The 14,550-nt window shown below is 48.9% G+C and carries 11 protein-coding genes; all 11 read right to left on the bottom strand.

Annotated elements, in window-relative coordinates:
* Positions 1–8: 8 nt before the first annotated feature.
* The 11 genes from ACJMM9_RS04005 to ACJMM9_RS03955 all read right to left on the bottom strand — a co-directional run bounded on the left by ACJMM9_RS04005 (position 9) and on the right by ACJMM9_RS03955 (position 14,343).
* A complete protein-coding gene (locus ACJMM9_RS04005; protein WP_405324056.1) occupies positions 9–2,774 on the bottom strand; it encodes a CotH kinase family protein in 2,766 nt (921 codons plus the stop codon).
* A 149-nt stretch (positions 2,775–2,923) separates the two neighbouring features.
* Entirely contained in the window at positions 2,924–3,760 is an 837-nt protein-coding gene (locus ACJMM9_RS04000; protein WP_173465038.1) for an EamA family transporter, read from the bottom strand.
* A 39-nt stretch (positions 3,761–3,799) separates the two neighbouring features.
* The gene (locus ACJMM9_RS03995; RefSeq protein WP_405324053.1) at positions 3,800–4,153 is read right to left on the bottom strand and encodes a four helix bundle protein; all 354 of its coding nucleotides are present in this window, start codon (positions 4,151–4,153) and stop codon (positions 3,800–3,802) included.
* A gap of 38 nt (positions 4,154–4,191) precedes the next feature.
* A complete protein-coding gene (locus ACJMM9_RS03990) occupies positions 4,192–6,471 on the bottom strand; it encodes a transglycosylase SLT domain-containing protein (protein ID WP_405324051.1) in 2,280 nt (759 codons plus the stop codon).
* Positions 6,472–6,487: 16 nt separating this feature from the next.
* Entirely contained in the window at positions 6,488–8,326 is a 1,839-nt protein-coding gene (gene ptsP / locus ACJMM9_RS03985; protein WP_405324049.1) for a phosphoenolpyruvate--protein phosphotransferase, read from the bottom strand.
* The gene (locus ACJMM9_RS03980) at positions 8,298–8,570 is read right to left on the bottom strand and encodes an HPr family phosphocarrier protein (RefSeq protein WP_072829670.1); all 273 of its coding nucleotides are present in this window, start codon (positions 8,568–8,570) and stop codon (positions 8,298–8,300) included. The genes ptsP and ACJMM9_RS03980 overlap by 29 nt, the downstream gene beginning before the upstream one ends.
* 7 nt (positions 8,571–8,577) lie before the next feature.
* The gene (locus ACJMM9_RS03975; RefSeq protein ID WP_088640274.1) at positions 8,578–9,498 is read right to left on the bottom strand and encodes an MlaD family protein; all 921 of its coding nucleotides are present in this window, start codon (positions 9,496–9,498) and stop codon (positions 8,578–8,580) included.
* Between the two features lie 161 nt (positions 9,499–9,659).
* Positions 9,660–10,316, bottom strand: coding sequence for a TrmH family RNA methyltransferase (locus tag ACJMM9_RS03970; RefSeq protein WP_405324047.1), 657 nt, complete (start codon positions 10,314–10,316; stop codon positions 9,660–9,662).
* 3 nt (positions 10,317–10,319) lie between these two features.
* Complete coding sequence (locus ACJMM9_RS03965) at positions 10,320–11,393, bottom strand: hypothetical protein (protein WP_405324045.1); 1,074 nt, start codon at positions 11,391–11,393, stop codon at positions 10,320–10,322.
* Between the two features lie 20 nt (positions 11,394–11,413).
* Positions 11,414–12,934 (bottom strand): M16 family metallopeptidase, encoded by a 1,521-nt coding sequence (locus tag ACJMM9_RS03960; RefSeq protein ID WP_405324043.1) that lies wholly within the window; start codon positions 12,932–12,934, stop codon positions 11,414–11,416.
* A gap of 380 nt (positions 12,935–13,314) precedes the next feature.
* Positions 13,315–14,343: a VWA domain-containing protein gene (locus tag ACJMM9_RS03955; RefSeq protein ID WP_173465042.1), complete on the bottom strand. Its 1,029-nt coding sequence runs from the start codon at positions 14,341–14,343 to the stop codon at positions 13,315–13,317.
* Between the last annotated feature and the right edge of the window lie 207 nt (positions 14,344–14,550).

The raw sequence follows: 14,550 nt of genomic DNA, 5'->3' as shown, positions 1-14,550 counted from the left end.
TTTCAGACCTATTTAAAGAGTGCCTCGACTTCATTCACGTATTGCGGCTGTATTATACGCAATGGCGCAGTTTCTCCGTCGCTCCACCCTATAAAAGTACTTCCAGAAAGGGGTTCCGCATAGAGCGTCACCGCGAAATCTTCGAAGAAATTCACGGTCATTTTTTCCTCATCTACAGGGAGATTATGCACAAGGATCCTGCCGGGGCCGTTTACAGACAAAATCACAGAAGCCTTTTTCCCAAGCGCAAAGAATTCCTGCATTTCATCAAATACGACGCCAGGGCGCTCCTTTGCAAAATCCTTGATGACGTTCAGCTGTTTTGTCATCTTCGAGGCGCTCAGCTTCCAGCGTTTCTGGTCACGGGGAATCTCCGACTGGATTTCATCCATCATTCCTTCGATACGGGCAAGCACCCGCGAACTTTCAAAATTCATTTGCAAAAGCACCGCCATCCGATTGACAAACGCCGCCTTGAAACCTTCATTTTCAAGCAACCGGCGCAAAAGCAACGTATGTTCAGGGCCGTTCGGCCAAGAATCGCCATCTTCCGCAGTCGCATATTCAAAAATGTTATTCGAACACGAATTACTTCCGCTATCAAATCCGAAATCCATATCGTAAAGGACCCATTTCCATTTCACGGACGTCCTTTTACCGCGCCACTTCTTGAGGTTATTCGCAGGCCAGTCGCGATTATCGGCAAACAGCTCCGTATGCACATAGTTAAGGTAATTATCAATATCGATTTGTGACGCGACATAAGCATAATTTTCATCGTCATCGAGAGTATGCGATTCAAGCCAATCCATAAGGGCCGTGTAATCTATTGACGAACCGGCCAAAACAGAATTTTCCGCATCAAGCAAATCAATTTCATCACCATCCATCCCATAATGTGTCTCGAAATAATACTCGTTAGAACGCTCACGGATATCGTGTATGCCATAGTACTCGCCATTGTAATACACAACCGCAGGCCTTCCACGCTGATAATCAACGCCAAGCCCTTCACTTATAGAACTCGCAAGCCTATCCCGGATGTAATCCTTTCCAAAATTATTGCCATTGTTGCGCAAGATAAAGCCCTTAAACTTATCCAGATCCGGATAATCCGGGAACAATTTATAATTCAGCCGCTTATCGCCATATTTTTCGCGGAATGTTACCGCAATGGACTTTTTATTTTGGGTACGGCTGTAATTTCCAAAAATCTTGAGTCCGGCCGATTTTGCGAATGCAGGCGAATTTGTTCCCGGCTCCATCAACTCCACCGTCACAGGGATTTCCTTATCAAGCCAGTAATTTGCCCCATAATAGGGGATAACACCGTCCGCAAAATTTCCCCTCTCATAAATTCCAGAATCTGGATCAAAAAGGGAATTAGGATCAGTCGTCAAAAATACGGCAGGAATCGACGAAGCATTTTCAAAGACATAAGTACGGACAAGTTCTTCACCGCGAAGAGCGCCCGCCGCAAAAGAAGCACAACGGATCGTCATCGTAGTATCAACCTTTATCGACTGTGTCAAAGGACTTTCTTCTGTAGGAGCAAGGCCCCCAACAGCACAGCGTACAGTAACATTCTGCGGGAAATTCACCGTAAACTCGTCCGTGTAAAAACCCGAAGGAGGGAATTCCACCAAGGAATCTATCGAAGGCGAACGAGCCGGAACAACAGCACCAGCAGAAGCCCCATAGGGAGACGGCTCACCATAGCCGAAGCCCAAAGCACCCGCGTCGTCCAAGGATCCTAGCGACCATGATTTTTCAGAAGGCAATTTCGGGTATGCGACAGAATCCAGAATTTCATGATTCTCATTGACGAGATAAAGACTACCGCCCTTTTTGCCGAGCTTAAAATTCGCATGCGGCTCATGCCCACGATTCCTGGCAATGAACGAGAAGGTCTTCATCACGACTTCCTTCTTTTCACGTTTTTCCGGGCTGAAGCGAGTGCCGTAAATATGCGCCAAATCAGGGAATGTCTGATTCTGAGGCAAGATCAAGCGATATACCGTAGAAGAATCGCCCGTTCCAGTTAAAACAAATTCATAGCCTTTCCAGTCGTCCACATCAGGCTGCGCGAGGCGCATCGACACCTTGCGATCTTTCGTAATAAAAGCATGCAAAAGGATTTCGTTTGCGGCAGAAATATCCACATCATCCGACTTATCCGAAGACCCAGTCCCGACAAACGCAGATATCGATGACCATCCTAGATCGTCATTTTCCCCAAGCCGCATTTTCGAGCCAAACATGGACTTGCCATTTTCCTTAAAGCAGAACTTTTTCTTGCCGTCAAGCGGATCCGCATAACTTTCACCGGGAATATCGTCATTTTGCGAATCAGTCCAAACCCAGCAACCGGGACCAATCATATCGACCGAATCATGCGGAGGCTGAAAGTCTCGTAAATCCTTTTCGGACATGAACACAAGCATAAAATCATTCGGCGCAATTTTGACATTCCCGAATTTCCATTTAACAGGTTCATCGAGATTATCCGTCAGATATGTTCCCGACAGGTCAACCGTATCGGAAGAACGATTAAAAAGCTCAACCCAGCCAGCGTCTCCGCCTTCATGGTCTTTGTACACCAGATTTACAGAATTGATCTCGGAAAAAATCACCGAAGAGTTCCCAACATACGGGAGTTTCGAAATCGGCTGCGGATCATTCGGAATGTCTTCCGAACCCGCGACAACAGGATTCGGATCCGAGCACGACGCCACAATAAGCGCTATGCAAAAAGCGACAAAACGATAATCCATCCACACCATAGGCGTGAATATATATTCTTAAATGAATGCGCGAATGTCGCACCGCGTCATAAAAGATTTAAGTAAGAAATGACACGTTATGTCAGTTGATTGTAAGTAGAACTTAGTCAAAAAGGATCATTTGACAGATTAAAAACAACTCAGGATTTTTTCCTGCGCGGTCTGCGAATAATAAAGAGGCAGGCGCCAATCAACACGAGCGACACAGAAACCACCTTGCCCATCGGGAACGCTTCGTAAAAAACGAGCGCACCTGCAAGCGTCGGAACCGCAGCGCCGACAGCAGCGCTGAACGGGATAATGAACAGGGCACGGCCACGCGAGAACGACACCTGCGAATACAAAAAAGCGATACCGTAAGTAGCGATATAGCCAAGCGTCCTGAAATCCACAAGCAAGTTCGCCACCGACGAGAAATCAATATTGTCAAGGTCAAAATCCATCGCAAGGCTCTTGTAAAAAGCAGCCGAGAGTCCAAAGCCGACGCCCATGATGAGCGAGTCCACCATTTCGCGGTCCTTCACCCAGAGGTGCGCAATCAGCGTTGCAAAGCTAAGCCCGCCCGCATACAGCCAGAGCGTTCCGACATTCTGCACCGCTGTCGATTCCCCGAGATTTTCAACAGAGTAAAGGAGGCCCGCCACGACAAAGCAAATCGCGACCACAATACGCTTGGTCAAAACTTCCTTCAAGATACAGAACCCCATAAGCGCCGTCAGCACCGGATTCAGGACCATCATCGGCTGCACTTGCGAAAGATCGTACTGCGCCATAGCGATGTAATAGCCAAGCGTTGCAAGCCCGGAACAAGCAATTCCAAGCCACCAAAATTTATTTGTAACAATGCCCTTGAAAAATTCCCAAGGATTCGATGTGCCGCCCGTGCGCTTGCCAACAGTGGACACCCCGGACTTTTCCAGGATATTGCCACAAGCAAACAAAAACGCAGGACCGATGGTCAAGAGAAGGAATAGCATAGCAAGTTACTAGTTACTAGTTTATAGTTACTAGAATTTTTATCCCTTTTGCATAAGAGAACGTATCATTCGGCTAATTTCATCTAAAAGAACTAATGGCATTTTTAATTTTATTTCATCAACATATCCGATTTCTTTGCATAATAATAACTGAGTCTCTAATTCTGCTGCAGACCCCTTAGCGATTCTCAGAAAATTCATCATTTGACTTTTAGATTCACGTCCACAGCCTTCTGCAATATTAGATGGTATTGATACAACAGCTCTTCTGATTTGATCTGACAGAGCAAAAAGCTCTTCCTTGGGAAGTAACTTTACTATAGCATAAACTTCCTTAGCCAAATCCATCGCTTTACGCCAAACAATTAAATTTTGATAATTCGAAACTGCCATAATCAAAAACCTAGTAACTAGTAACTCAGAACTAGTAACTACTTATCTCGATATATTTCCTGATAGATCCAGTAATTCCCCATGACGCGCTTGACGTAGTCGCGGGTTTCCCAGTAGCTGATGTCCTCGACGCGCAAATCCCACGGGAGGCCTTCGCTTTCGGACTGCCAGCGCCTTGTCGGCTTCGGGCCCGCATTGTAATTGCAAAGCACGTACATGTAGTCGTTTTTGTATTCGTCCTTGAGATCCACCAAGTAGCGGATACCCAGGCGGATGTTCATGTAGGCGTTGTACAGGCGCTTCGGATTAAAGTCCGAGATTTCCTCCTTGTCGGCAAGCATCTTGCCCGTCGCAGGCATAATCTGCAAAAGGCCGCAGGCGCCCGCAGGCGATGTAATCTGGAAATCGAAAATGGATTCCTGGCGCATCACGCTATAGACAAAGAACGGATCAATGCTTGTGCCCGAATAGTAAACTACTGGGTCAGCATACGGAACCGGGAAGAGGTAATGAAGCACGTCAAGCGGAGGAGACATAAACAAGCGCCTATCCATCTTCGCCTGGAACTGGCGCGCAAGCCTGTAACCGGCAGCCGTTTCGCCCATTTCATAGAACAGCTTCCCGTATTCGTACAGGAAATCCATGCGCTTGAAGTTCTTCTTCTTGACTTCTTCATAGAGCCTGAAGGCTTCTTCTTCGAATCCGTAGAGGAAAAGCTTCTTGATACGTTCGTAACGCTCCTTGCTGTACGAGGCGTCCGGCTTTCCGAGCTTGTTTACAGAACGGATCCAGTCGATTGTCGCCGCATGGGACATCGGCACTCCATGAGCATAAGGAATCTTTTCCGACGGCAGCAGGCGATTGTCCAAGAGCTTCGTGCGGCTGCGGTGAGCATAGTACGAAAGCGGGAAATCCTTGATGCAGTCGAGGTACGCCGCACGGGCAAGCGAATCCTCGCCCATCTTCATGTAAGTATCGCCAAGGAACATCCTGGACGCACTGCCGCTCCAGAGGAACGGATCCTTCGTCGCATCGCGGAAATAAGCAGAAGCTTCCACCCACATGCCACGCTTAAAGTAGCAGTAGCCGATGCGGAATCTCGCCCACTGGCGCCTCAGATTGCTCTTGAAACGCTTGTGGATGAGCTTCTTGTAGCATTCAATCGCCTTGTCATACATCAGCTTCTGTTCAAATTCAAAGCCGCGCAGCCAAAGGTTGTTCGCATTCTCGTTGCTGAACTGGCTCACATCCTGCAAAAGCGAATCATAGCTGTGGATTTCTTCGTCAAAAAGCCCCGCAGCTTCCTTACGGTAAAGCTTGAGAATCGCCTGGATCCAGGACGGGCGCGGGTCCACATTTTCGATCAGGAAACGGTACTGTTCAATAGCATCGGCATTACGGTTCAGCGAGCGGAGCGCAGCCGCACGCTTTTCCCACAGTGTAATGCGGGTGTTCAAATCCAGAGTGCTCTTTTTCAAGCGGGCATAGGCCGGATCGTCAAGCACTACGGCCGAGGCTGGATTTTTCTGGACCTGCTGGGCATCCAGAATCTGGATGGAATCAAGCAACTCCAGACAGCTTTTCATTTCGTCCTTCGTGCAGGCCATCTTCGCGTAAGCGACCTTTTCCGCAAGCGATTCCGGGGCACCGAGTACTTCCCTCAAGCGGCGCACAGAAGCATAAGCAGAATCCTTGTACGATGTACGGCTCGTCAAAAGCTTCATGTACATGCGCTTCGCCTGCTTCAGCTGGTATGAATCTTCCAAGTAGCGGGCATAGCGGTACTTGAGCGGATCCACATCATCGCCATCCGGATTTCCATTGAGGTAGACCATCAACGAATCCGCGCGGGCCACATCGTTCAGCGAATAATCGGCCATCGTCGCTTCAATTCTCAAGCGGTCGGCGGCATCGCGCCAGGCCCTATCGTTTTCCAGGCTCTTTTCAAGGCGCAGCGTCTCGCGCATTTTGGCAAACTTTTCCTGCTTGAAGTTCGCCTTCGCCATGCGCAGCACTACAGTTCCCATCAATTCAGGTTCACGGTGGCGCAAGGAATTATAGGCCGTATAAGCGCTATCCCACTGCCCACTGTAATAGAAATAGGCTGCACGGGCAAAATCGCGGTGGTTCTGCGAAATTGAAATATCGTTCATTGTTTTCTTTGCACGGGCCGCACGAATAACCGCATCCTGGAACTGGTCCGGAGCAATCATTTCCTGTTCCGCAAAAGGCGACTTGTACGTAGAATATACGGAGCCATCCACCTGCGCATACAATGCAGCAGTGCAAACAAATAACAATGAATAAAATAATTTCATCAGCAAACCAAATGTTTTATTTTTCAACCTGTCCCACAAAACCAGATATACCGAGTTCCATGATCGTCTGTGCATACTTCTTATGCAAAAACTCATTTACGCTCTCGGCATCATCCATTTGCAGGACCGTCAACGCAGTATCACGAACATCTTCAAAGTTGATGGAACGGATAATCTTCTTCGTGGTCATCACGCTCCACGGAGTCATCGAAAGCTCATCAACACCAAGCCCAACAAGCAAAAGCACACTCATCGGGTCCGTACACATTTCACCGCAAACTGCAACCGGAATTCCTTCGCGATGCGCAGCCACCACAGTCTGGTAAATCATGCTCAGCACAGACGGATGATGCGGCTGGAACATATTCGTAATAAGTTCGTTCGTACGGTCAACAGCAAGCGTGAACTGGATCAAGTCGTTTGTACCCAAACTAAAGAAATCCACTTCCTTAGCAAGCTTATCCACAATCATCACAGCCGCAGGCACCTCGATCATCGAGCCAATCTTCACGACAGGGAGCTTATGGCCTTCATCCTCAAGCTGCTTACGGGCCTTGGCAATGCATGCCTTTGCGCGGCGCAATTCCGTCATGCTCGAAATCATCGGCAAAAGGATACGCAAGTTGCCTTTAGTATTGGCAAGCAAAAGAGCGCGCAGCTGCGTAATGAAGATGTCTTCACGGTCAAGGCACACGCGAATCGAACGCCAACCCATAAACGGGTTTGATTCGTTCACCGCAGAAACCCCCGAAACAAGCTTGTCGCCACCCGCATCAAGCGTACGAATCACGACCGGATACGGGTCCATTTTTTCAAGGATGTGCCTATAAGCGCTTTCCTGTTCCTTTTCAGTCGGAGTATCCTTCTTGAAGAACAGGAATTCCGAACGGTAAAGGCCAATACCCGTAGCGCCAAAGTCCGTTACCTTATCTGCTTCCGTCGGGATTTCGATATTCGCATGCAACACAATGTACTTGCCATCGCGAGTCATCGGTTCCAGCTGGCGCATCGTGAAAAGTTCACGGCGCTGGCGCTCGAACATTTCCTGGCGTTCATGGAACTTGCGGATATCCTCTTCGTTCGGGTTGATGATAACTTTACCATCAGCACCATCGACGATAATCGTATCGCCGCTTTTCACAAGGGCCGCTACGTTCCTAAGGCCGGACACAGCAGGAATCTGAAGCGCTCTAGACAAGATCGCGACATGGCTAGTGCGGCCACCCGTATCCATCACGATGGCGTTAACTTGTCCAGGCTTCAAAGTCATCAGGAAGCTTGGAACAAACTCATGAGCCACAAGGACAAAGCCTTCTTCGTCAGACACATCCTCCAATACAGGTCCGGAGTCGTCCATCGCAGACATCAGACGGTTATACAAGTCCCTGAGGTCAGCCGCCTTATCGCGCATAGCGGGCGAATCAATTTTTTCAAACTTTTCGATGTATGCGTTAAACACGACATGCACCGCCCACTTCGCATTCTTGTGCTTTTTCCTGATCTTGTCGAGGACGCCGTTAACAAGTCCCGGATCCTGCAAGATCATCAAGTGGGTCGCAAAAATCAGGCTATCCTTGATGCCTGCTCTAGTCTCTGAAATTTCCTTAATCTGAGCAATTTCTTTGGAGGTCTTACTAATCGCCTTCAAAAACATTTGTTCTTCCGCAGCGAGACGACTCTCCGGAAGCGTTTCATCTACTACAGAGAATTCACGGTTTGCAACAGGGAACACCGTCCCCATAGCAAAGCCTGGGGAAGACGGCACACCGACAAGTTCTGTCCTCGGAGATTTCCGGGAAGACTCATCGGGAGCTTTTGCCACAAAATCAGCAGGGTTCTTCGTTGAAGTGGTCATCAAAAAGCTTTTCCAACTGCTGAACGACTAACTCTTCATCCTCGCCATCGATTTCGAATTTCACTTCGGAACCAGCCGGGATCGCAAGCATCATCACATTAAGGATGCTCTTCGCATTGGCCTTGGACCCATCAAATACAATGGACACATCGCTTTTGGCCTGACCCGTGATATCAACAATCATACCGGCCGGACGAGCATGGATGCCCAGTTTGTTGGAAACAGTAAATAACTTTGTAATCATCAATTCCTCAGAAAAAATCCACATTTATATCAAGGCCATCCTGGAGGATGATCTTGAACAGACTATCAGCAGAATGCACCGTCTTGACAAGATCGTCGTGCAGCTGTCTATCGTTCAGCAAGATACCAACGGTATTGTCCTTCGAATCCATCTTAGCCTGCACTTTAGCGATCAGACCATCCAAGTGTCTGGTGACTCCTTCCAGTTCAGAGATCAACTGGTTGGCATTCCCCATAACCTTGTCCGTTCCGGCAAAAAGGCCGTTGATCGGTTCCTTGACGCCATCGACAAGTTCATTCACCTTGACGGTCACCTTGTTCAGGTTTGCAAGACTCTTCTTGAGCTGCGGATCAGTCGTCACCACAAGCGACATCAGGCGGTCTTCAAGATTTTCGGCCTTCACCAAAAGCGTCTTGAAGCGGTCCTGGAAATCCGGGTTGGCAATCGTCCCGTTCAAGGCGGTCTTTACCGCTTCCAGAAGCACCTTCGTCGAATCACAAACTTCACCGGCAAGCCCAAGCGCTTCGGCAATGCCTGCATCGAACTGGCCCGTGATTGTGTCTCCCGGCACATAGTATTCTTCCGAATCGCCAAGGATCATGCCAATCTGGCGTTCGCCCATGATGCCGATGTTCTGCACACGGATTTCAGAATCCTTCGGGATTTTCACGTTCGACTTAAGACGGACCGTCACAACAACGCGGTGGCCCGCAAGTTCGATGGATTCAACGCGACCAAGCTTTACACCATTGATCTTGACAGGGTCATCCAAAACAAGCGTACTCACCTGCGTAAAGCGCAAATGGTACACATCAAAAGTTTCACGCAGATCCTTCTCGTTCAAGAAAATCATGCCAAATATCAAAATGAAAATGGCCAAAAGAACGACAAGTCCGACAGAGAAATATAAAGCGGTATTCTTTTTCATCCTAAAAACAATCTAGCATATTTTGCGATTGGCATTAGACTCATATTAAAAATAATGGGACATATTCAATTCGGAATTAGGAAGTAGGAATTAGGATTTATTTAATTTAGCGGCCTCGCCGCGATTATTTCAATTCCAAACTCCGCATTCCGAATTCCTAATTACTCTTCAACCCTCACGATGGGGCTGTTCGTCTCGATTCCGTTCACATGGCGGTCCAACCAGTCGAGCAAAAGAGCATCCCTTTCAGCCTGCGGGAGCGCAAACTTTTCACGGCCCTCTTTCTGCATGAACACGTCAAGGTATGTCATCAACACGCCACCAGCAACAGAGACGTTCATCGATTCGGTGATGCCGTACTGCGGGAGCTTAAATTCATAGTCCGCATGGGCAAGCGTATCCGGATGGTTCCCGTGGAACTCGCTACCCAGATAAAAAGCCATCGGCTGGCTCAAATCGAGATCCAGCACAGAGTTCGTCGTATTCGTACTAGCAACAGCAATCTTGTAGCCCTTTGCGCGGAGCTTTTCCATGCAGAGCATGCGCTTCTTGTACAGATAAAGGCTCATCCACTTGTAGGAACCCTTCAATATAGACTTGTTCACGCTGTAAGCGTTGTCTTCTTCAATGATGTGAACATCCTGGAGACCAAATACTTCGGCGGTGCGAATCACGGCAGAAATATTGTGCGGGTCAAACAAATCTTCAAGCACCATGCAGAAATGACGCGTACGGCGATTCACGACAGAAGTCAGGAGTTCGCGGCGGCGTTCCGTGACACGTGCAAGTAAAGTTTCCAAATCCTTAGGTTCACTCATTTTCTAGTCCTTTTTTATAAAAGTATTTGCCTTGATTTCAGCGGGTTCTTCCTTGGGTTCCGCAGGCTTGGCCGGCTGAGGCTTCGGGGTGCTGAGTTCCATCCGGGAACGTTCGAGACGTTCAGCATCGCCCAGTTTCCAGGAGCCGCCGGACACGACCTTGTCAAACTCTGCTATATGGCGCTGATTTTCAGGCGTTTTCAATTTTTCATTTGTCTTAAGCGGTTTTCTGTTTCCGTTGTAGAACATCGATGCAGCCTTCTTGATATCGTTCACGACGTCATCGATCTTCGAGTTCACAACGCTCTTGAAGACGCGCATCTGCATGATGGAATTCAGCACAGAATTGCCCGGGAACACGACCGCAGTGAGTTTGTACTTAAGCTTTCGCGGTGCGACCAGGTCCATATCCAGATAGGCAATGGCAGTGCCCTTCAAGGACCACTTCAGAATCTCGGCATAGCCATATCCAAAGAACATGTTGCGAAGCATCGTCTTTGCGCCAGCGCTATCCTGCAATGCCCAGTAGAAATCGCCAGAAAGCCCATGACCGTTACCGCCCGAGAAATAGCGACGGTTCATGCTATTGTACTCCAGCGTATATTCAGACTCCAGATATGCGTTAATCAAGTCTGCCGTAAACGGCATGTTATCGAACAGGAACGTAATTTCGTTGACTTCGAGCGGAAGCGTTCCTTCGCTTTCGTAGATAGCCCTATACTGGCGGCCCAGACGCATAAAGACTTCCGTCATCATGGGAGCCTTGATATCCGTCGAGAAGCCGCGCTTTACAATCTCCTTGTACGGAGCGCAGAATTCATTATTGTACTCGATCTTTTGCCAAGGCTTCAGTTCGGCTTCGGTGCAAGCTTCGTACTTGATGCCAAGACACTTGTTCATTCCTGCACAGAACGAGCGCATGTCGTCATCTTTGTTGTGCATTTTCACCAGAAGCTGCCGACGAGAGACCTCCGACACAGGAACGCTTTTGGCCGCATACGACAGAGAAGAGCCTAATGTGAGCACGACAGCCACACACACGCCCATAAATGAAACCAGCAAACTCTTACCCTGCATAAAGGCCTCCCTCTTGAAGGTTACCTGAACTCAAGACTGTCCAGGGGAACTACTGTAAACGGTTTCAGCGAATCGAACATGGCAACAGGGCCAACAATCGAAATCGTCATTTTCTCCTTATCAAAATACTTAGCGATCATCGCCTTGACCTGTTCTGCCGTTACCGCATTGATCTCTGTCACATAATCTATATAATGATTATCCGTTTTGCCAAGAAGTTCTCCCTTTGCAAAGATAGATGCCGTCGATGCGGGGGAATCAAAAAGGCTCGGCAAGCTCTCCACCAGGGATTTTTTCGCCTGCACGAGTTCTTCGGGAGTCGGGCCTTCCTTCGCAAGCTTCTCCACTTCCTCAAAAATGAGCTTCATGGCAAAATCTACCGTTTCGACCTTCGTCTGAAGCGCAATCGTCGTCATCGCCGTATCGCGGTAGTCGTTACCCACTGTGCTATAGACACTATAGGCAAGGCCTTCATCGCTACGGACACGGTTCATGAGCCTGGAACTAAAGCTGCCACCGCCGAGAATAAAGCTAGCCACCGCTGTCGGGTAATAATCCGGATGCGGACGCTTCACAAACGGCTGGTTCATCGTAATGTTCGCCTGCGTGATATCCTTGTCGACCACATAGACCCCTGGTTTGCGGGCAAAAGCAAGCGGTTCTGGCTTGGGACGTTCCGCCTTCGGCTTTTCAACATTCCAGTCCGCAAAGAACTGCTTGAGCACGGTCACCGCAGAATCACGGTTCACATCGCCAGCGAGAGCAAAAACGATGCGCTTCGAAGAGAACACACCCTTGGCAAGGCGTTTCACGTCAGCGGCTGTCACCGCCTTGTACTCGGCGGAATTGGCATCCCAGAGTCTCGGGTTCGGCGCATAGTTCACCTTGGACTTCAGGGCAGACAGCACCTTCGCAGGCGTTTCATAACGGCGCTCGTATGCAGTCACAAAATTCGCCTTGACGATTTCAAGCTGAGTCTTATCGAATGAAGGATCCGTAAGCACCTTCTTCGAAAGTTCCAGCATCGAAGGGAAATCCTTCGAAAGGCAGTTGATGTCGAAAGCCGAAAGATAGGTGCCAACGCTCGTCGAAATCGATGCACTGACAAATTCCAGGGAATCCTCAAGCACATGCGGCGTAATGCCACCGCCTGCACCACGACGGATCATGGAACCGACCATTTCAAAAGCAGCCTCGTCCTTCAAGACCTGCGGCAAATTGCTTTCTTCAAAATAGACCGTAAAATCCACAAGCGGAAGCGAATTGTCGCTCACAATGTAGCCGGTAATGCCATCGGCAATTTCTACCCGAAAATCTTTCGGGTACGGAGCGACATACTTGTACTCTGGGAACCCAATCTTGCTATAGTGTTCCGGCAAGTCGCTCGCGGCAACAAAAGCCGAACTGGAACTTTCTGTAGCGGATGCATACATATCCGGAACATGTTTAACATGAGATGCTTTTTTAGGCATCATGGAACATGACGTCAAAGCAACCAAAGCCGCAAAGGCCGCAGCAGGAATCAAATAATTCGTTTTCATCAACTAGAAAATAGCAAACTAATTAGGAACATTCCAAAATAGACCAACCAATTTAAGGTTTATCGTACCCCATTCTGTAAATAGACATATATTAATAATTGAGCCTTCCTAGTGGCCACAACACGCGTAGTAAGCCAACCTCCGGCTTCCGCACAGTTCTCCAGTCGAGACACAGCCCCACCAGGAAGGCTTCTTCAATCCCTCCTATGAAAAAGACCCGACGCGAGCGCGCCGGGCCTTTTTTCATTTTCACTCTATGTCATTCCCGCCCATTCTATGTCATTCCCGCCGCCGAGCGGGAATCTCCATCTTAAAATTGAAAATGCCCGCAATTCATGCGGGCAAGACATATCTAATGACTAATGACCATTGACCAGCAACTAGCTAAAGCGTCCATTGAGCTGCTTGCGGCGGCGGCCGCGTTCCGAAATGACAGCCTCAATCAAGAACAGGAGTGCGGCAAGCCCGAGGAAAATCTGGTAGCGGTCCTGGTAATTTTCCATACGGTCGCTGCTTTGGTCCTTCTTTTCAAGTGTCGAAATTTCGGTCAGGACCTTTTGCAACTGGAACTCGCCAGGGCTTGCGTAAAAATAAAGTGCGCCCGTCACATTTGCAATTTCCTGTAGCGTCCCTTCTTCAAGGCGGGTCGTCACGATGTTGCCTTGCATGTCCTTCTTGTAGACGCTACCGCCATTCTTATCCTTGAGTGGTATAGGCACTCCTTCGCGGGAACCAATGCCAATCGTATAAATCTTGATGCCGAGTTCAGCCGCTTCCTTCGCCGCATTGACCGCAGCAGCCTCAAGCTCTTCACCATCGCTCATGAGAATCATCACGGAATGCTGGCTTGCACCGCCGGAATTTTTGAACAAAGTCATACCCTTGCGGATGGCGCTTTCCAGGTTTGTACCCGGCATGAGCCACCCCGGAGTGAGTTCGCGAAGCACCATCTGCACGGTCCCGTAATCAAGAGTAAGGGGCACCATCACCTGGGCTTCACCGCTAAACGCCACAAGGCCCACGCGATCCCCCGTCAGGGATTCCAGGAACGCCGAAATTTCGTGACGGCTACGCACCAGGCGGTTCGGCTTCACATCCTCGGCAAGCATCGACAAGGAAACATCCTGCAAAAGCACAAGGTCCTGGCCACGGCGCTCCACATGTTCCATTTTACGGCCCCACTGCGGACGGGCAAGCGCCACAAACAAAAAAGCAATGGCAAGGAGCAACAACAAGACCTTAGTCAGGCGCCTCCACGGAGAGACACTCGTAGAAAGTTTAGACAACATCGAAAGCGAAACAAAGCGGGCCGCAAGCTTTTTGCGACGATGATACGCATAGACAAACAAAAGCGCAAATAGAGGCAGAGTAAAAAGGCCCCACAAAAAATTCGGTTCGGCAAATCTCATTATCTACTCCAGTAAAACATCTTGCATCAACAAGCACCAAGAATATACAAAAGTCTACGAAAAAAAACTTCAATTTACCAAACAACGCGAGGTCTAAAAACTAAAATAAAATCATAAAAATCGTCGAGAGAATAAAGCGTCGGCCAAGGATGGGGAGGGTGCAGGGAGGGGCCCGTGCGGCCTTCGCAACTCCGAGCTGGGGCCCCG

It is taken from the genome of Fibrobacter sp. (genome assembly GCF_045112255.1).
Lineage (GTDB): Bacteria > Fibrobacterota > Fibrobacteria > Fibrobacterales > Fibrobacteraceae > Fibrobacter.
This window is presented reverse-complemented; position numbering and strand designations above follow the sequence as displayed.

What these genes read in the sequence shown, in the direction of transcription:
- ACJMM9_RS03970 (WP_405324047.1), bottom strand. Translation starts at nt 10,316, where the DNA reads ATGAGTGAACCTAAGGATTTGGAAACTTTACTTGCACGTGTCACGGAA.
- ACJMM9_RS03955 (WP_173465042.1), bottom strand. Translation starts at nt 14,343, where the DNA reads ATGAGATTTGCCGAACCGAATTTTTTGTGGGGCCTTTTTACTCTGCCT.
- ACJMM9_RS03960 (WP_405324043.1), bottom strand. Translation starts at nt 12,934, where the DNA reads ATGAAAACGAATTATTTGATTCCTGCTGCGGCCTTTGCGGCTTTGGTT.
- ACJMM9_RS03980 (WP_072829670.1), bottom strand. Translation starts at nt 8,570, where the DNA reads ATGATTACAAAGTTATTTACTGTTTCCAACAAACTGGGCATCCATGCT.
- ACJMM9_RS04000 (WP_173465038.1), bottom strand. Translation starts at nt 3,760, where the DNA reads ATGCTATTCCTTCTCTTGACCATCGGTCCTGCGTTTTTGTTTGCTTGT.
- ptsP (WP_405324049.1), bottom strand. Translation starts at nt 8,326, where the DNA reads ATGACCACTTCAACGAAGAACCCTGCTGATTTTGTGGCAAAAGCTCCC.
- ACJMM9_RS03990 (WP_405324051.1), bottom strand. Translation starts at nt 6,471, where the DNA reads ATGAAATTATTTTATTCATTGTTATTTGTTTGCACTGCTGCATTGTAT.
- ACJMM9_RS03995 (WP_405324053.1), bottom strand. Translation starts at nt 4,153, where the DNA reads ATGGCAGTTTCGAATTATCAAAATTTAATTGTTTGGCGTAAAGCGATG.
- ACJMM9_RS03965 (WP_405324045.1), bottom strand. Translation starts at nt 11,393, where the DNA reads ATGCAGGGTAAGAGTTTGCTGGTTTCATTTATGGGCGTGTGTGTGGCT.
- ACJMM9_RS04005 (WP_405324056.1), bottom strand. Translation starts at nt 2,774, where the DNA reads ATGGATTATCGTTTTGTCGCTTTTTGCATAGCGCTTATTGTGGCGTCG.
- ACJMM9_RS03975 (WP_088640274.1), bottom strand. Translation starts at nt 9,498, where the DNA reads ATGAAAAAGAATACCGCTTTATATTTCTCTGTCGGACTTGTCGTTCTT.